Origin of the sequence: Streptomyces sp. NRRL F-5755 (assembly GCF_001279365.1) — a bacterium.
Lineage (GTDB): Bacteria > Actinomycetota > Actinomycetes > Streptomycetales > Streptomycetaceae > Streptomyces > Streptomyces rimosus.
Genome location: NZ_LGCW01000292.1, coordinates 1 through 16,799, shown reverse-complemented (window position 1 = coordinate 16,799; position 16,799 = coordinate 1). Strand labels below are relative to the sequence as shown.

At 72.2% G+C, this 16,799-nt stretch carries 17 protein-coding genes; 12 read left to right on the top strand and 5 right to left on the bottom strand.

Annotated elements, in window-relative coordinates:
* The first annotated feature begins 22 nt into the window (after positions 1–22).
* The 4 genes from ADK86_RS30865 (at position 23) to ADK86_RS43950 (ending at position 4,244) form a co-directional block, all read left to right on the top strand.
* On the top strand, positions 23–757 hold the full coding sequence (locus tag ADK86_RS30865) for an ABC transporter permease (protein WP_053699564.1): 735 nt from the start codon (positions 23–25) through the stop codon (positions 755–757).
* Positions 758–760: 3 nt separating this feature from the next.
* Positions 761–1,489, top strand: a complete 729-nt coding sequence (locus ADK86_RS30860) for an ABC transporter permease (protein WP_004571911.1) — start codon at positions 761–763, stop codon at positions 1,487–1,489.
* 183 nt (positions 1,490–1,672) lie between these two features.
* Positions 1,673–2,698 (top strand): ABC transporter substrate-binding protein, encoded by a 1,026-nt coding sequence (locus ADK86_RS30855; RefSeq protein WP_053699563.1) that lies wholly within the window; start codon positions 1,673–1,675, stop codon positions 2,696–2,698.
* Between the two features lie 133 nt (positions 2,699–2,831).
* Complete coding sequence (locus tag ADK86_RS43950; protein ID WP_053699562.1) at positions 2,832–4,244, top strand: hypothetical protein; 1,413 nt, start codon at positions 2,832–2,834, stop codon at positions 4,242–4,244.
* 97 nt (positions 4,245–4,341) lie between these two features.
* Here the strand turns inward: ADK86_RS43950 and ADK86_RS30845 are convergent, their stop codons facing one another.
* On the bottom strand, positions 4,342–5,607 hold the full coding sequence (locus ADK86_RS30845) for an MFS transporter (RefSeq protein ID WP_234346102.1): 1,266 nt from the start codon (positions 5,605–5,607) through the stop codon (positions 4,342–4,344).
* Between the two features lie 104 nt (positions 5,608–5,711).
* Here ADK86_RS30845 and ADK86_RS30835 point away from each other — a divergent pair, with 104 nt between their 5' ends.
* Positions 5,712–6,260 (top strand): TetR/AcrR family transcriptional regulator, encoded by a 549-nt coding sequence (locus ADK86_RS30835; RefSeq protein WP_004571905.1) that lies wholly within the window; start codon positions 5,712–5,714, stop codon positions 6,258–6,260.
* Position 6,261: 1 nt separating this feature from the next.
* Here ADK86_RS30835 and ADK86_RS30830 read toward each other — a convergent pair whose 3' ends face one another.
* On the bottom strand, positions 6,262–6,771 hold the full coding sequence (locus ADK86_RS30830; RefSeq protein ID WP_053699559.1) for a DUF1453 family protein: 510 nt from the start codon (positions 6,769–6,771) through the stop codon (positions 6,262–6,264).
* Positions 6,772–6,876: 105 nt separating this feature from the next.
* Between ADK86_RS30830 and ADK86_RS30825 the strand changes: the two genes are divergently transcribed.
* From ADK86_RS30825 to ADK86_RS30815, 3 genes are all read left to right on the top strand, one after another.
* Positions 6,877–7,491, top strand: a complete 615-nt coding sequence (locus tag ADK86_RS30825) for a TetR/AcrR family transcriptional regulator (RefSeq protein WP_053699584.1) — start codon at positions 6,877–6,879, stop codon at positions 7,489–7,491.
* 40 nt (positions 7,492–7,531) lie between these two features.
* Positions 7,532–8,233: a GNAT family N-acetyltransferase gene (locus tag ADK86_RS30820; RefSeq protein ID WP_234346101.1), complete on the top strand. Its 702-nt coding sequence runs from the start codon at positions 7,532–7,534 to the stop codon at positions 8,231–8,233.
* Positions 8,234–8,390: 157 nt separating this feature from the next.
* The gene (locus ADK86_RS30815) at positions 8,391–8,945 is read left to right on the top strand and encodes a DUF4232 domain-containing protein (RefSeq protein ID WP_053699557.1); all 555 of its coding nucleotides are present in this window, start codon (positions 8,391–8,393) and stop codon (positions 8,943–8,945) included.
* Between the two features lie 27 nt (positions 8,946–8,972).
* Here the strand turns inward: ADK86_RS30815 and ADK86_RS30810 are convergent, their stop codons facing one another.
* Together ADK86_RS30810 and ADK86_RS30805 are read right to left on the bottom strand one after the other, a co-directional pair.
* Entirely contained in the window at positions 8,973–10,115 is a 1,143-nt protein-coding gene (locus ADK86_RS30810) for an NADH-quinone oxidoreductase subunit D (RefSeq protein WP_053699556.1), read from the bottom strand.
* Positions 10,116–10,152: 37 nt separating this feature from the next.
* Positions 10,153–11,172, bottom strand: coding sequence for an SAM-dependent methyltransferase (locus ADK86_RS30805; protein WP_053699555.1), 1,020 nt, complete (start codon positions 11,170–11,172; stop codon positions 10,153–10,155).
* A gap of 181 nt (positions 11,173–11,353) precedes the next feature.
* Between ADK86_RS30805 and ADK86_RS30800 the strand changes: the two genes are divergently transcribed.
* The 4 genes from ADK86_RS30800 (at position 11,354) to ADK86_RS30785 (ending at position 15,481) form a co-directional block, all read left to right on the top strand.
* A complete protein-coding gene (locus tag ADK86_RS30800) occupies positions 11,354–12,565 on the top strand; it encodes a sensor histidine kinase (RefSeq protein WP_053699554.1) in 1,212 nt (403 codons plus the stop codon).
* A 187-nt stretch (positions 12,566–12,752) separates the two neighbouring features.
* Complete coding sequence (locus ADK86_RS30795; RefSeq protein ID WP_053699553.1) at positions 12,753–13,439, top strand: response regulator; 687 nt, start codon at positions 12,753–12,755, stop codon at positions 13,437–13,439.
* A 112-nt stretch (positions 13,440–13,551) separates the two neighbouring features.
* Positions 13,552–14,589: a methyltransferase gene (locus tag ADK86_RS30790; RefSeq protein WP_053699552.1), complete on the top strand. Its 1,038-nt coding sequence runs from the start codon at positions 13,552–13,554 to the stop codon at positions 14,587–14,589.
* A gap of 181 nt (positions 14,590–14,770) precedes the next feature.
* The gene (locus ADK86_RS30785) at positions 14,771–15,481 is read left to right on the top strand and encodes a glycoside hydrolase family 75 protein (RefSeq protein ID WP_053699551.1); all 711 of its coding nucleotides are present in this window, start codon (positions 14,771–14,773) and stop codon (positions 15,479–15,481) included.
* Positions 15,482–15,508: 27 nt separating this feature from the next.
* On the opposite strand, the gene ADK86_RS30780 is transcribed toward ADK86_RS30785, so the two are convergent.
* Positions 15,509–16,621, bottom strand: a complete 1,113-nt coding sequence (locus tag ADK86_RS30780) for a DUF5937 family protein (RefSeq protein WP_078952372.1) — start codon at positions 16,619–16,621, stop codon at positions 15,509–15,511.
* Between the last annotated feature and the right edge of the window lie 178 nt (positions 16,622–16,799).

Sequence of the window (16,799 nt, the reverse complement as noted above, 5' to 3'; positions counted from 1 at the left end):
AGGGCGGGGGAGGTGACCGCGGGTGAGTGCGCAGAGCTGTCTGGAAGCGAACGACTGGATCTGCGGTGAGTATGTCCGGACGCGCAGCCAGGAGTTGATCGACGCGACCGTCCAGCATGTGGGCATCACGCTGGTGTCCGTCGTCATCGGGCTGCTGATCGCCTTCCCGCTGGCGCTGGTGGCCCGCCGCTGGCGGGCCGCCGCAGGCCCGGTCCTCGGTCTGACGACGATTTTGTACACGGTCCCGTCGCTGGCCATGTTCGCCCTGCTGACCCCCATATTCGGGGTCTCGGCGGCCGTCGTGATCACGGGCCTCGTGCTGTATTCGCTGACGATCCTCGTACGCAACATCCTGGCCGGGCTCCAGTCCGTGCCCCAGGAGGTCCGCGAGGCGGCCCGCGGCATGGGGTACGGCCCGGTGAAGCTGCTGTTCGGCGTCGAACTCCCGCTGGCGCTGCCCGCGTTGACGGCCGGGCTGCGCATCGCGACGGTCTCGACGGTCGCGATGACGACGATCGGCGCCGTGGTGGGCTACGGCGGCCTCGGCAACCTCATATCCAGCGGCATGGAGGGCTTCTTCAAGGCGGAGGTGCTGACGGCCTCGGTGCTGTGCGTGCTGCTGGCGGTCGTCGCCGACGTCCTCCTCCTCGGCCTCCAGCGACTGCTGACGCCGTGGACCCGGGCGCAGGCGCGGGCGCGCTCCCGGGCGCGGCGCGAGCGGCGGGCCGCCGGGCGGGCGAAGAAGGCGGTGGCCTAGGCGATGGACGCGATAACGGGCGCGTGGGACTGGCTGGCGACCTCGGCCAACTGGGCCGGCGAGAAGGGGGTATGGCACCGGCTCGGCGAGCATGTCTATCTGAGCGCGCTGTGCCTGGCGATCTCCTGTCTGATAGCCCTGCCGGTCGCCCTGTATCTGGGCCACATCGGCAAGGGCGGGGCGCTGGCCGTCAACATCTCCAACGTGGGCCGCGCGGTGCCGACGTTCGCCGTACTGGTCCTGCTGACGCTCAGTCCGCTGGGTACGGCGGGGGACTGGCCGACGATCATCGCGCTGGTGCTGTTCGCGGTGCCGCCGCTGCTGACCAACGCGTATGTGGGCATGCGGGAGGCCGACCGGGACGTGGTCGAGGCGGCGCGCGGGATGGGCATGTCGGGGCCGCAGCTGCTGCTGCGGGTCGAGCTGCCGCTCGCGTATCCGCTGATCATGACGGGGCTGCGCTCGGCCGGTGTCCAGGTGGTGGCCACGGCCACGCTGGCCGCGCTCGCGGGCGGCGGCGGCCTCGGCCGCATCATCACCGCCGGGTTCGGCAACTACAACACGCCGCAGGTGGTGGCGGGCGCGGTGCTCGTGGCGGTGCTGGCGCTGCTGGTCGAGGGGCTGCTGGTGCTGACGGACCGGGCCTTCGACCCGATGCGCCGCGGCCGGAGCCGGTCGCGGAAGTCCCGTACGACGGCCGACGACGCGACACCGGCCGGGAGCCCCGCGTGAGCCGGACCGGCCTGCGACGGGACGGCCCGGCCCGGAGATGACGCGTCCCGGGGCCGAGGTGATCACGAGCCCGAGGCCCGGGTGAACACGAGCCCGAGGCCCGGGACGCTCAGCGATGACGGGCCCCGAGGCCCCGGGACCCGCGCAAGAACTTCCTCTCTCCTCCTTGGATGGTGAACCGGTATGAACCAGGACCCGAACAGCCAGCACCACAGCCACCACCCCACTCGCCGGTCCGGCCGCGGCCGGAGACCGGCCCGCGCGCTGCGTGCCGCGCTCGTCGCGGGCACCGTGGCCGCGCTGGCCGGCGGGCTGGCCGCCTGCGGCGGAAAGAGCCTGGAGGAGAAGGGGGGCGCGCAGAGCGGCGGCGGTAAGGGGGACCTCGTCATCGGCTCGGCGGGATTCACCGAGTCGAAGGTGCTCGCGGAGATCTATTCCAAGATCCTTAACGACGCCGGATACCACGCCACCGTCAAGACGCTCGCCAATCGCGAGCTGTACGAACCGGCGCTGGAGAAGGGCCAGATCGATGTCGTACCGGAATACGCCTCGACGCTCGCCGAATTCCTCAACGCCAAGAAGAACGGACCCGACGCGAAGCCCGTCGCCTCCAGCGACATCGGCAGGACGGTCGAGGCCCTGAAGGCGCTCGCCGGTCCCCGCGGACTGAAGGTGCTGCCGGCCGGGGAGGCGACGGACCAGAACGCGTTCGCGGTGACCAAGGAATTCGCCGACCGCCATCAGCTGAAGACGCTCTCCGACCTCGGCCGCTCGAAGCAGAAGGTCAAGCTGGCGGCGGGCGAGGAGTGCGAGACGCGGCCGTTCTGCAAGCCGGGCCTGGAGAAGACGTACGGCATAGCCGTGACGGGCATCGACCCGAAGGGCGTCGGCACCACCCAGGCCAAGCAGGCGGTCAAGGACGGCACGGACCAGATGGTGCTGACCACGACCACGGACGCCACGCTCGACAACTTCGGCCTGGTGCTGCTGAAGGACGACAAGAAGCTGCAGAATGCCGACAATGTGCTGCCCGTGGTGAATGCGAAGAGCGCCGGTGACAAGGAGATCGAGGCGGCTCTCGGCAAGCTCACGGACAAGCTGACGACCGGCGATCTGATCGACCTGAACCGCAAGGTCGACGCGGAACGGCAGAAGCCGGCGGATGTCGCGCGCGCATATCTGGAGTCGAAGGGACTGGCAAAGAAGTAACCACCATGAAACGAAGCGGCGGGCGGGGCCCCATAAGTCCCGCACGCACGGTAAGTTTCAGGCCATGCCACGAGGACGCCACCGCCATTCGCCACCCCTGCACCGGCTTCTTCCCCCTGTGACGGTCGCCGGTGTGTCCCTAGCCTGCGCCTCGGGCGTCTGGTTCGTCGGTGATGACCTGGTACAGGGCGCGCTCGCCACGGGCGCGGCGGCCGCCGCGGTCACCGGTTCCGTCCTGCTGCGCGCATGGGACCGTACGGCCGGCAAGAGCGTCGCCGAGCTGAAGACCGCCCGGGTGCGGGACGAGTGGAAGACCGACGAGCGGATAGCCGAGCTCGAAACGGACCTGGAGGAGTCCCGCGAGATACGCGGCAGGCTGGACACCAAGCTGCGGGCCAAGCGGGCCGAGCTGGCCCGGCTGCGCAGCGAGCACGCCGAGCTGCTGCGCCGCTACGCCACCGCCGAGACCGAGCGCGCCAGCGCGCTGGAAGGCCGCCGGCTGCTCGCCATCGAGGCCGGCACGCCTGCCGGGGAGCTGACGGCCGGGGACGGCCCGGACGGCGTGCCGGGCACGCTCACCGCGGTGATGTACCACCGGGCGGCGGAAGCGCTGCGGCACCTGTCGCGCAACGCGGCCCGCCAGGCCGAGCACGGACCGGCCGGACACGTACCGGCCCAGGACGGTGAGGACGGCCAGGGGAATCCCGTGGCGGCCACGGAGCCTTCGGCCGAGCAGGGCCGCCCCCGTACGGCCGCCGATCCTCAGCCGACCGGTTCGGAGCCTGACGGTTCGCAGCAGACCGGTACGGAGCAGGCCGGTACGGAATCCGACGGTTCGCGGCCGGGTGATGCCGTGGCCGCCGCCGGTGAGGACTCGAACGCCGTCTCCGGAAGCGACGCCCCCGCCGGTGACCGGAGCCCCGCCGGCGCCGACGCCCGGGACGCCGGGCGGCAGACCGCGCGGCCGGCGCCGAAGCTGCGTCCCGTACCGGCCGCCGCGGCCGTCGTCCCGCCCGTAAAGGTGCCGCGGCTGCCCGCTTCCCGGGTACAGGGCGGTTTCGACTTCTTCGGTACGGCCACGGGCACCGGCGCCGTACGGAACGGGACGGCGCCGACCGGCCCGGGCACGGGCGTGCCGTCGGCCGTACCGCGCCGCGCGAAGCCCGCCCGCCAGCTGGAGGAGGACCTCGCCGACGTGGTCGGGGACGAGGCGGTCGCCGAACAGTCGGCGCGCGGCCGGGCCCGTACGACGGACGAGGTGCAGTCCGGGAGTGGCCAGAAGTCCGGGAACGGCGGCTCGAAGCCCGCGACCGGCTCGAAGCCCGGCGAGGCCGGGGACGAGGCGGCGGAGGCGGCCGAGACGAAGACGGCTGCGGTGGCTGACGCGGCCGAGGCGTCGGACGGCGGCACGACCGAGGGAGCGGCCGAGGAAGCGTCCGAAGCCGAGGACTCCGGCAAAGGCGACGGCGAGATCATCGACCTGACCGCGCACGACGAGACCGAGCAGATCGACCTGGTGGAGCTGCGCAGCGCGGTCTCCTCCTGATCGCTTCCGCGCCTTCCGAGGAGCCCGCCCCGCTGCACGAGCCGCAAACAGCGCTCCGCATCCGGCCGCCGTCACTCATGACGGCGGCCGACTGCTGTCACTCACGGCGGCGTCCGGCCGCCGTCAGCACGGCCGCGACCAGCGTGAACCCGGCGGCCAGCCACGGCAGGCGGGCCGCCCCCACCGTCTCCACGCCGATGCCGCCCAGACCGCCCGCCAGGGATACGGCGAGGTGGATGGCGGCCGCGTTGAGGGAGACGACCACGGCCTGGGCCTGGGGGGCGAGCGCGGCGATCCGGTGCTGCTGGGGTGTGGTCACCGAGAACGACACCCACCCGGACACCGCCACCGCGACCAGCGCGGCGGGCAGCCACTCCCTGCTCAGCGGTACGAGCGCGAAGACGACGGTGAGCGCGAGCGCGGCGCCCAGGATCACCCGCCGCGGGCCGAAGCGGTCGGCCAGGTGCCCGGCGACGAGGTTCCCCGCCGTACCGGTGACGCCGAAGATCAGCAGCAGGACCGCCGCGAGGGTGCTGTCCGTACCGCCGCCGCCCGCGCCGTGGCCGAGCACGGGCGCGTAGACGGCGCTGATGTATTCGAACGGAATGTAGATCCCGACGAACACGACGACGGTGACGGCCAGCGCGTACAGGACACGGCGGTCCGCCAGTGGGGCGAGGCGGCGGCGCAGGCCGCGCGGGGTGTCGATGCGTACGCGCGGCAGGCGGGCGGCGAGCAGCGGTACGACGAGCAGGGGCAGGACGGTGACCAGCCACATCGTGGTGCGCCAGCCGTACGCGCCGCCGACGGCGGTACCGAGCGGCGCGCCGAGGACCAGCGCGGAGGTCAGCCCGGTGTTCACCAGGGCGAAGGCACGCCCGCGTGCCGTCTCGCCCGCGAGGGCGGCGGCGGTGGCCGAGGCGTTCGGGGTGTAGAGCGCGGCGCCGGCCGCCGCGACGACGCGGGCGGCGAGGGCCAGCGGGTAGGTCGGAGCCAGGGCGGTGGCCGCGTTGCCGAGTGCGAAGACGAGCAGCGCGGTGATCAGCACCGTGCGCCGTGACCAGCCCGCGGTGAGCGCCGCCAGGAGGGGCGAGAGCAGCGCGTAGCCGATGGCGAACGTGGTGACGAGCTGACCCGCGGCGCCGAGGCCGATGTGCAGGTCGGCGGCGATGTCGGGGAGGACGCCGGCGATCACGAAGGCGTCGGTGCCGACGACGAACGTACCGAGGGCGAGCACCGCCCCGTGGAAGCGCCAGCTTCCGGAGGCGGCGGAGGCGGAGGCGGCCGATGAGGTCGGTGCGGTGGGAGTGCCGGGCGTGCTGGGCGCGCACGGCGGTGGATGGGACGCGCTGTTGCGGGGCATGCGGCCTCCGGCTCAGGAAATGGTACCGATCAGTACCGTCTGCTGGGATGGCGAGACGGTACCGATCGGTTCCATCTGAGGTCAAGGTTGGTTATCGTGGCCGCATGCCGACCAACGCCAGGGAACGGCTCGTCAGGGCAGCCGAGGACCTCTTCTACGCCGAGGGCATCCGTGCCGTCGGCGTCGAGCGGCTGCTCGCCACCTCCGGGGTGGGGCGGGCCTCGTTCTACCGCCACTTCGCGAGCAAGGACGACCTGGTCGTGGCCATGATCGACGGATATGGCCGGCGCTGGTTCGACTGGCTGCACGCCGCGGTGGCCGAGCGTGGCGGCACGCCGCTCGCCCTCTTCGACGCCCTCGCCGCGCGCTTCGCATCCGACGACTACCGTGGCTGCGCCGCCATCAACACCATGGTCGAGATCGCGGACCCGGCCAGCGCCGCGCACCGCGCCGCCGCCGCCCACAAGGCCACCCTGACCTCGTACGTCGCCGAACTGCTCACCGGCGCCGGCTACACCCGCGGCACCCGCGAACTCGCCGAACAGCTCGTCCTGCTGATCGACGGCGCCCAGGTCACCGCCCTGCGCGAGCGCTCGGCGGCCCCCGCCCTCCGCGCCAAGGCGGTGGCGACCGCCCTGCTCGCGGCCGCATGACTCACCGGAGGCGGCGGATCAGGGAATCGAGGGGGCTCCGGCCCGACTCGGGGGCGAACGGCGTGCCCGTCCTGCGTGCGCGGAAGTAGATCAGCAGCGACTCGCCCAGGAAGCTGACGCCGATGGTGAGTTGGGTGGGGCGGGCGTACGGGTGCATACCCATGTGCTCGGCGAGGATGCCGTAACCGGCGGAGACCAGCAGCGACGCGATGACGACGGCGAATGTGCGGCCGGTGTAGCGCTGCCACAGGGCGCCGTCCCGCTCGCCGAGGTGGACCAGGCAGCCGCGTACGGCGCCGAGCGCGAGTCCGAGGAAGGCGCCGGGGATCACCCAGGCGAGGTCGGTCCCGGTCACGTTGTCGGCCTTGGCGATGAAGGCGATGCCGAGCGCCGTGAGGACGGCCGGGCCCGCGAAGAGCTCGCGCACATGGACCGGCTCACCCTTCAGCCGCCTGACGATCACGAGGACGAGGATCGCGGCGATGAGCGTCGCGAGCAGCCAGCCGTTCACTGTTCCCCCGAGAGTGTGTGCTGGTGGGCGCGTAGGGCAGCCCCGAATGTTTTTAGCTCGACCGAGCTAAAAACAATTTAGCGCGGCCGTGCCACAATGGCCACCATGCCCAAGATCGTTGATCCCGGGGCCCGCCGCCGGGCCGTCGCCGACGCCGTGCTGCGCGTGATCGGCCGGGAGGGGGTGGAAGGCGCCTCGCTGCGCAACGTCGCCGAAGAGGCCGGGCTCGCCATCGGATCGGTGCGGCACTACTTCCGCGACCACGACGAGCTGCTGCTGTTCACGATGCGCGAGCTGAGCGCGCGTATCGACGGGCGCGTGCGCACCCACGTGGACCGCCTCCTCGACCCGGCGGCGCGCGACGAACGCCCGGCGCGGGTCGAGGAGCTGATCGGGGAGTTCCTGGCGCTGGACGAGGAGCGGCGGCAGGAGGCGGTCCTGTGGATGGCGTTCTGCGGGGCGGCCCGTATCCGCCCGGAACTGCGGGCGTGCGCGGTGGAGATGGAGGCCGGCCTGCGGGACCTGCTGGCGCGGGTGCTGCGCGGCGCGCAGGAATCCGGCGCCCTGCCCGCCGACCTGGACGTGGACCTGGAGTGCCTGCGGCTGTCCGCCCTGCTGGACGGGCTCAACCTGCGGGCGATGCTGGAGCCGGAGTACGTCACTCCGGAAGCGCAGCGCGCGGTGCTGCGGCGGCATCTGCAGGGGCTGAGGGCGCGGTAATCCGGTCGACGGACTGCCGTACGTTCGGCAGCATTCCGTCATGGCAGACACGGCAGACACGGCAGGCGACGCACGTAAAGGAGAACCCGTGCCGGAGTACGGGTTCCGCTTCTGGCCCCCGCACGGCATCCGTATCCGCACCCCGCGCCTGGAACTGCGCCTGCCGGACACCGCCTTGCTGGACGAACTCGCCGCGGTCTCCGCGGACGGTGTGCACGATCCGGCGGAGATGCCGTTCAGCGTGCCCTGGACGGATGGTTCCCCGGAGGAGCGCGGGCGGAGCACCTTCCAGCACCAGCTCGGCTTGATCGCGCAATGGCGGCCGGAGCGCTGGGCGCTGGGCCTGGCCGTGACGCGGGACGGCAAACCGGTGGGCATACAGGAACTCTCCGCCGCCGACTTCGGCGTGACCCGGGAGGCGGAGACCGGTTCCTGGCTGGGGCTGGCCCACCAGAACCAGGGCATCGGTACGGAAATGCGCGCGGCCGTCCTGCACTTCGCCTTCGCACAGCTCGGCGCGCACGCCGTGACGTCCGCCGCGATGACGGACAACCCCCGGTCCCTGGCCGTCTCGCGCAAGCTCGGATACGTACCGGACGGCGTGCGGGTCATCGCGGTGCGCGGGGAGGCGCGGACGCTGCGGCGGCTGCGGCTGGACCGGGAGCGGTGGGAGGCGCACCGGATGGTGCCGGTCGAGGTGACGGGGTGGACGCAGGAGTGCCGGGAGCTCTTCGGGGCATGAAGCGGCGGGCCGTACGGCGAGGCGGGACGTTTGCATACGGGTACGCTGGCGACCGACTTGATCAGGGCGCGGCGCGCGCCGTACGGGACGCGCGGGCGCCGGGCGGACGCGGGGGTGGGCAGTGGCCGGACCAGGCACCGGGAGAGCGGCCGGGCCGGTGACGCGGACGGCGCTGGCTGCCGCCCTCGCCGTCACGGCGCTCGCCGCGGCCGGCTGCTCGTCGGCGTCCGAACCGAAGGCGCGGCCGGAGCCCACGGCCAAGCCCTCCAGGACCGCGCCCGCCTGCCCCGAGGACGGCGTCGTCATCAAGGGGCTGCCGGTGGACGCCGCCATGGGCACCCGCGCGATGGGGATCACCCTGACCAACTGCGGCACCCGCCCGTACAAGATCAACGGCTACCCGGGCGTCCGCGTCCTCGACGAGCACCGCAAGCCGCTGGACGTGAAGGTAGCGCACGGCTCGGACATCGTGGACGACATCGGCCCCGAACCGCTGACGCTCAAGCCGGGCGAGCACGCCACGGCCGTACTGATGTGGCGCAACCGGGTCACGAACGTGACGGGCGGCGCGGTGAACGGCGCGTACCTGGCGCTCACACCGGCCGAGGACGGCGGCCGGCCGCAGACGGTGCGCGAACTGGTCGACCTGGGCAGCACCGGCAGGCTCGGCGTCACGGCGTGGCACCGGGAGGGGCCGAAGCCGCGCAGGTAGCGGCGCTCGCCCGCGTACCGGCGCCGCCTACTTGTCGATGTCGCCCACCACGAAGAACAGCGACCCGAGGATGGCGACCATGTCGGCGACGAGCGTGCCCGGCAGCAGTTCGGTCAGCGCCTGGATGTTGTTGTACGACGCCGAGCGGAGCTTGAGGCGGTACGGGGTCTTCTCGCCCTTGGAGACCAGGTAGTAGCCGTTGATGCCGAGCGGGTTCTCGGTCCAGGCGTAGGTCGCGCCCTCGGGGGCCTTGAGGACCTTCGGCAGGCGCTGGTTGATCGGCCCCGGCGGCAGGCCGGCGATCCGGTCCAGGCAGGCGTCGGCCAGGTCGAGGGAGTTGTGGGTCTGCTCCAGCAGGCATTCGAAGCGGGCCAGGCAGTCGCCCTCCTCGCGGGTGACCACCTTCAGCGTGTCCTGGAGCTCGGCGTACGCCAGGTACGGCTCGTCGCGGCGCAGGTCGAAGTCGACACCGGAGGCGCGGGCGATCGGCCCCGACACGCCGTACCCGTGCACCGCTTCGCGGCTCAGCACGCCGATGCCGCGGGTGCGGCCCCGGAAGATGTCGTTGCCCAGGACCAGCCGGTCGAAGACGTCCATCCGGGAACGGACCTCGGAGACGGCGTGCCGGGCGCGCCCGAGCCAGCCCGCCGGCAGGTCCTCCTTCAGGCCGCCGACGCGGTTGAACATGTAGTGCATGCGCCCGCCGGAGATCTCCTCCATCACGTTCTGCAGCTCTTCGCGCTCGCGGAAGGCGTGGAAGACGGGCGTGATGCCGCCCAGCTCCAGGGGGTAGGAGCCGAGGAACATCAGGTGGTTGAGGACCCGGTTCAGCTCGGCGAGGAGCGTACGGGTCCACACGGCGCGCTCGGGGACCTCCATGCCGAGCATCCGCTCCACACCGAGGACCACGCCCAGCTCGTTGGAGAAGGCCGACAGCCAGTCGTGGCGGTTGGCGAGCATGATGATCTGCCGGTAGTCGCGCGCCTCGAAGAGCTTCTCGGCGCCGCGGTGCATATAGCCGATCACGGGCTCGGCGTGCTGGATGCGCTCGCCGTCCAGGACGAGGCGCAGCCGCAGCACGCCGTGCGTGGAGGGGTGCTGCGGGCCGATGTTCAGCACCATGTCGGTGCTCTCCGCCGCGCCGCCGATGCCGACCGTGGTCTCCGTCATGGGAACAGTCTCGCAGCTCGCCGGCCGCCGCCGGCCGTCACCTGGTGAGCAGCCCCGTACAGCTGCCGCCGACCGGTTGCAGCAGCCAGCCGAAGGAGCCCAGGCCCGCCGGGTCGGTCAGCTCCGCCGCCGCGCCCGCCGCGCCGAGGGCCCGTACGTAGGCGGCCGGGTCGCTGGAGGCGAGGGACAGGGGCGGGCGGCGGCCGTCGATGCCGAGGGCGTGCAGCGCCTGCCGCTGGGTGAGGTGTTCGGCGCCGGGGCCCGCGCAGGCGTCGAGGGCGACGTGGGCGGTGATGTCGCAGGTGCCGTCCGGTACGGGGCGGACCTCGCGGCCCTCGCGGAAGCCGGTGAGCGTGCCGTAGGGCGGGCGGGCGTCGCGGGAGTGCGCGTAGTCGGCGGTGACGGCGAGGCCGGCGCGCAGGGTGTGTACGGCGCGGGACCAGGCCGTGTCCCGGGGGTGGCCGATCTCGGCGCGCAGCCCGGAGGCGGGGGCGTGGTCCGGAGCGCAGTCCGGCAGGGGCCACCACCGGGCGAGCCAGTCGGCGTCGGCGCCGGTGACCGGGTCGCCGAGCCGTTCGGTGCCGTCCGCGCTGACGAGGACGAGCCGCGGCACCCCGTCCCCGTCGGTCTCGGCGACATCGACCGGGACGTTGTCCAGCCACTCGTTGGCGAAGAGCAGGCCCGTCAGGGAGCCGGGCGCGGGCAGCTCGGCGCGCCAGGTGACGCGCTCGTCGAGGCCGGCGGGCCGGGGGGCGCGTTCGACGGCGTAGGGGCGCACGCGGGCGCACACCGGTTCGGGGAGCGCCGCCAGTACGCCCGTCAGCAGTTCGCCACGCCCGGCGCCCACATCCACCAGCGCGAGTTCCGCCGGGCTGCCGAGCGCCGCGTCGACCCGGCACAGCAGCGTGGCCAGCGCCTCGGCGTACAGGGGGGATACGTGCACGGAGGTACGGAAGTGACCGGCGGGGCCCGGCCCGTCGCCGCAGGTGTAGAAGCCACCGGGGCCGTACAGCGCCCGCTCCGTCGCGTCCCGCCAGCCGCACCAGTCGTGTGTCACCGCACCACGGTACGCGGGGCCGCCCGGCCCGGGGCGCGGACCGGCGCCGGAAACGGCCGTGTGCCCGGGGACCGGAGACCACGGTCCCGGGCCCGTCTCCACCTTGCGGAGTAGTCCCGTCCCCCAGGATCGCCCGTCCGGTTGACCCGTCCGCCGATACGCTCTGCCTACGCTGGGTGACGTGCAGCGTCTCTACGACTTCTTCCGCAGGCATCCGACCGGTGTGGACACCTTCTGGGCGGTCCTGCTGTTCGGTGTCAGCAGCCTGACGCTGGTGGCGTCGGCGGATGCGCAGAGCGACCTGAGGACCGTCGCCGACGCCCTCGTCGACATCGCGATGTGCCTCGTCGTGGCGCTGCGGCGCAAGGCGCCCGGACAGATGCTGCTGCTGGCGATCGTGGTCGGGCTCTGCCAGGTCGGGACCGACGTACAGCCCAGGCCGTCCAACCTCGCCATGCTGGTGATCATCTACACGGTCGCCTCCGGCACCCGGCGCTGGGCCTCGCGCGTCGCCCTCGCCGGAGCGCTGCTCGGCCCGACCATCGCCGCCGTCCGGTACGGCGGGGACGAGGCCCCGCACCGCAACCTCTGGCAGGGCCTGATCGCCATCGCCTTCCTCACCGTCCCCTTCGTCCTGGCGTGGGTGCTCGGCGACTCCGTGCGGACCCGCCGCGCGTACTGGGCCCAGCTGGAGGAGAAGGCCGCCCGCCTGGAGAAGGAACGCGAGACGCAGTCGCGCATCGCGGTGGCCGCCGAGCGCGCCCGGATCGCCCGCGAACTGCACGACGTCGTCGCGCACAACGTGTCCGTGATGGTCGTCCAGGCCGACGGCGCCGCCTACGTCCTGGACTCCGCCCCCGAGCAGGCCAAACAGGCGCTGGAGACGATCTCCGGCACCGGCCGGCAGGCGCTCGCCGAGATGCGCCGGCTGCTCGGCGTGCTGCGCACCGGTGAACAGCCCGAGAGCGGCGAGTACGTACCGCAGCCGGGCGTCGAGCAGCTGGCGGACCTGATCGACCAGGTACGGGGGGCCGGGCTGCCGGTCGACTTCCGGGTGGCGGGCGAGCCGCGCCCGCTGCCCAGCAGCGTCGAGCTGACCGCGTACCGCATCGTGCAGGAAGCGCTGACCAACACCCGCAAGCACGGCGGCCCGGACGTGGGCGCCACGGTCCGCCTCTCCTACCAGGACGGCGAGCTGGACCTGCTGGTCGAGGACGACGGCCGGGGCGCCCAGCACGAGCTGTACACGGGCGGCGGCGCCGACGGCCTCGGCCACGGCCTGATCGGCATGCGCGAACGCGTCGGCATGGTCGGCGGCAGCCTGGACGCGGGGCCGCGGCCGGGCGGGGGCTTCCGGATCAGCGCGGTGCTGCCGTTGAAGTCGGGGCAGTGAGGGGGAGCCGGGGCAGTGAGGGGAAGGGCGGTGAGGGCGGCGGTGGTCGGGGGCCGGTCGTCCCGCCGGGCGCTCCGCCTCCTGCCGGGCGCCGTCCCGTAGGGCTTTCGCTCCGTACGCACTTACCCCCGTACGCATATATCTCCGTACCCTGTTGCCGCACCGCCGTTGAAAGGGACCTCCTGCCATGACTGTCCGCGTGATGCTCGTCGACGACCAGGTGCTCTTGCGCACCGGTTTCCGTATGGTGCTGGCCGCACAGCCCGACATGGAGGTCGTCGCCGAGGCCGGTGACGGGGTGGAGGCCCTGGAGGTGCTGCGGTCCACCAAGGTCGACGTGATCCTGATGGACGTCCGGATGCCGAACCTGGACGGGGTGGAGACCACCCGCCGGATCTGCGCGGACGGTCAGAAGGAAGATGCGCCGAAGGTGCTCATCCTGACCACCTTCGACCTGGACGAGTACGCCTTCTCCGCGCTCAAGGCGGGGGCCAGCGGCTTCATGCTGAAGGACGTGCCGCCGAACGAGCTGCTGGCCGCGATCCGCGCCGTCCAGAGCGGGGACGCGGTGGTCGCGCCGTCCACCACCCGCCGCCTGCTGGACCGGTTCACGCCGATGCTGCCGACGGCCGCCGCCGAGCCGTCCCGCCCGGAACTCGGGCGGCTCACCGAACGCGAGCGGGAGGTGCTGCTGCTGGTCGCGCAGGGGCTGTCGAACGGCGAGATCGCGGCCCAGCTGGTGCTGTCGGAGGCCACGGTCAAGACCCACGTGGGCCGCATCCTCACGAAGCTGGAACTGCGCGACCGGGTACAGGCGGTGGTGCTGGCGTACGAGACGGGGCTCGTACGGGCCGGGGGCGGCGCGGGGGCCTGACGGAGTCCTTCCGGTACCGGGGCGGGGCAGAACCGCTAAAACCCGCCCTGAGCTGCGCAAACCGCCGATAATGGGAGGCGTCGGCACACCGCCCAACGGTAGGAGCTCATCCATGACAGCAACTCCCGTCACCCCGTCGGCCGCCTCCCACCCCCACTTCCCCACGTCGTCGCTGCACGACCTCATGTACGGGCACATCTACGCGTCCGCACTGCGCGCCGTCGTCCTCCACGGCATAGCGGACCTCCTGGCCGACGGCGCGCGGACCGCCGACGAGCTGGCCGAACGTTCCGGTACCCGGACCGTCCCCCTGCGCCGCATCCTGCGACTGCTGGCCGCACGCGGCCTGTTCAGCGAGAACGCGGACGGCACCTTCGGCCTGACGGAAGCCGGCGCGGACCTGCGTACCGGGGTACCGGGCTCCCGGCACGCCGGTGTCCTGCTGTTCACCGACGAGATGTACCAGCGGTCCGCCGACGGTCTCGCGGACACCCTCCGTACGGGACAGCCCGGTTTCGACGCCGCGTACGGGGTCCCGTTCTTCACCCACCTCGCCGAAACCCCCGACGCGAGCCGCCTCTTCGACACCGGGATGACCTCGCTCACCGGCGGGGTGAACGAACTGCTCGCCGGGAGCTACCCGTTCCCCGACAGCGGGACGGTCGTGGATGTGGCGGGTGGCCGGGGCGGCCTGCTCCGCGAAGTGCTCACCCGCTCACCGGGCCTGACCGGCGTGCTCTTCGACCGGCCCGGAACGGTTGCCGATCACCTGCTCGACACCGCCGAGTTGGCCGGCCGCTGGCGTACCGAGGGCGGGGACCTGTTCACGGCCGTACCCGAGGGCGGCGACCTGTATCTGCTCAAGAACATCCTGCACGACTGGCCCGACGACGACTGCCTGCGCATCCTCGGCACCGTCCGCAGGGCCATGACCCCGGGCACCCGGCTGCTTGTGATCGACGCGGTGCTGCCCGCCGACGGCACGCCGCATCCGGCCTTCGCGCTGGATGTGGTGATGCTCATGATGCTTCAGGGGCGGGAGCGTACGGCTGCGGAGTTCGAGGTGTTGCTGGAGGGGGCGGGGTTTCGGATGGTCCGGGTTGTGCCTACTCCGGCGCTGACTTCGGTTGTTGAGGCTGAGGCGATTTGAGGCTGAGGTGGTTCGAGGGGGGCGGGGGTGGTGGCCCGGTTGGTGTTGGTGAGGTGAACGGGCAGCGGTGTGGGGGCCGTTGGGGGTGAGTCGAGAGATGGCGCGGGGTTGACGGGGGTGGGGGAGGGGAGGAGATTGGGCGGGCTCCGTAAGGAAACTTTCCTAACAGAGGGGTCCTCCCGTGCGTATACGTACCGCCGCCCTCGCCACCGCCGCCGGAACCGCGCTGCTCGCCGCCGCGGCACTGCCCGCCACCGCCCAGCCCTCCGCCGCTCCCGCCGCCGCGAGCCGGCCGGGCGTGTCCGAGGGGTCGGTGAGCGCCGCCGACCTGCTCGCCAAGGTCAAGAACTGTTCGCAGATATCCAGCGGCAAGTACCGCACCGACGAGGAGACATCGGCCACGGTCCCGGTCTGCGGCAAGAAGAACGCCGTGTTCTGGAAGGCGGACATGGACATCGACTGCGACGGCCAGGTCACCGCCAAGTGCAACAAGAACACCGACCCCTGGTTCCAGGCGGACACCCGCTTCCACCAGTCCGACGGCAAACCGCTGAACGCCGAGAAACTGCCGTACGTCGTCGTCCCGTCAGTCAGCGGCATCTGGAACTACGAGTCGGCGGGCATCAAGGGCGGCGGCGTGGTCGCCATCATCTACAACAACAAGGTCGAGTACGCGGTCGTCGGCGACACCGGCCCCGAAAAGATCATCGGCGAGGCGTCGTACGCGGCGGCCAAGGGCCTCGGCATCGACCCCGACCCGGCCACCGGCGGCGCCGAGTCCGGCGTCACGTACATCCTGTTCAAGAACTCCAAGGCGTCTCCCATCGAGAGCCACAGCGAGGCTGTGTCCCGTGGTGACGCGCTCGCCAAGAAATTCCTTCAGGAGGACTGAGGGGGCGGCCGTGGAACAGGCGCTTCCTCAGCGCAGCACGCCCTCCAGGAAGTCACTGCCCAGACGCGCCACCACCTGCACGTCCAGCTGGTGCTGTACGTACCGGCCACGGCGGCGCGTCTGGAGCAGCCCGGCCTTCCTGAGGACGGCGAGGTGCCGCGACACCTCCGGCGCGGATATCTCGTGCACGGCGGCGAGTTCGCCGGTCGTGTAGGCCGTACGGGCCAGGTTGCGGCACATCCGCAGGCGCATCGGGTGGGCGAGCGCGTCGAGCCGCGATTCGAGCAGGGCGACCGAGGCGGGACCGGCCAGCTCCGGCGCCGCGACCGGGTAGTGGATCACCGGCCGCCAGCCCGGCGCATGCAGCACCATCAGGTGCGGCCAGCCGAACGAGGACGGCACGAAGGTGACGCCCGCGCCGACAGCCGGATCGGTGGCCGTGCTGTGGCCGTGGCTGAGCTTGTCGACGACGATGCGCGAACGCTCCTCGTCCAGCGATACCGCAGGTGACACCTCGGCCATCGCCTCGGCCAGGCCCTTACGGCGCAACACCTCGGCCTTGTGGCGCGCGTCCGCGGCGAGCTGGAACCGCACCCGCTGCCAGACGTCCGAGAAGAACGCCTGGTCACAGTCCTCGAACAGCCGGCGGACCCAAGCTCGTACGGCAGGCGGATCGGCGAGCAGCCGCCGCGCGAACTCGGACTGCCGGGGACCGCGCGCGGCGGCCCGCTCCAGCGCCGCCCGACGGCTCTCCGCGTTCACCAGCGGCGACGGCCCGCCGCGGCTGTAGGCGCTGGAGCAGGTGATCTCCAGCGCGGCGTCCACGTAGAGCTCGTCGTCGAGCCGGTCGAGCAGATCCAGATCCTCGGCCAGCGTCGTGCCGGGCTGCCCGGCCGCCTCCGCGACCGCGGCGAACGCCATCGTCACGTCCGAAAACGTAGGCCCCCACAGAAAGTCCGCCTCATGCAGCCGATCCGCCAGATCGGCCTTGAGCGCGCTTGCCGTCGAGGTCGTCCAGCCGTGCAGCCCCGGATGGTGCCCGGGCTCGGCAAGCGCGTGCAGGGCAGACCCCAACTCGGCGAGCGGCGAGGGACTGAATATCAAACGCTCGGGGGGTAGCCCTGCGATGTCGATCCAGATAGCCATGGGGTGAATCTTTTCTGGTGGGTGGGGGTGGGGGCGGCGGTGTGGATGGTGAGGGGTGCGGTGCTGGTGTGGATGGTGAGGGGTGCGGTGCTGGTACTGGGGGTGTTTGTGCGGTGGGTTCGTGCGGGTCTTGCCTGCTCGGCCCCCTCCTCGCCTGGGGGCCTGCCCCCCC

Bases quoted from the DNA above. Each gene is read 5' to 3' on its own strand.
- ADK86_RS30810 (WP_053699556.1), bottom strand. From the start codon at position 10,115: ATGACGGAGACCACGGTCGGCATCGGCGGCGCGGCGGAGAGCACCGAC.
- ADK86_RS30790 (WP_053699552.1), top strand. From the start codon at position 13,552: ATGACAGCAACTCCCGTCACCCCGTCGGCCGCCTCCCACCCCCACTTC.
- ADK86_RS30855 (WP_053699563.1), top strand. From the start codon at position 1,673: ATGAACCAGGACCCGAACAGCCAGCACCACAGCCACCACCCCACTCGC.
- ADK86_RS30845 (WP_234346102.1), bottom strand. From the start codon at position 5,607: ATGCCCCGCAACAGCGCGTCCCATCCACCGCCGTGCGCGCCCAGCACG.
- ADK86_RS30835 (WP_004571905.1), top strand. From the start codon at position 5,712: ATGCCGACCAACGCCAGGGAACGGCTCGTCAGGGCAGCCGAGGACCTC.
- ADK86_RS30795 (WP_053699553.1), top strand. From the start codon at position 12,753: ATGACTGTCCGCGTGATGCTCGTCGACGACCAGGTGCTCTTGCGCACC.
- ADK86_RS30860 (WP_004571911.1), top strand. From the start codon at position 761: ATGGACGCGATAACGGGCGCGTGGGACTGGCTGGCGACCTCGGCCAAC.
- ADK86_RS30820 (WP_234346101.1), top strand. From the start codon at position 7,532: ATGGCAGACACGGCAGACACGGCAGGCGACGCACGTAAAGGAGAACCC.
- ADK86_RS30825 (WP_053699584.1), top strand. From the start codon at position 6,877: ATGCCCAAGATCGTTGATCCCGGGGCCCGCCGCCGGGCCGTCGCCGAC.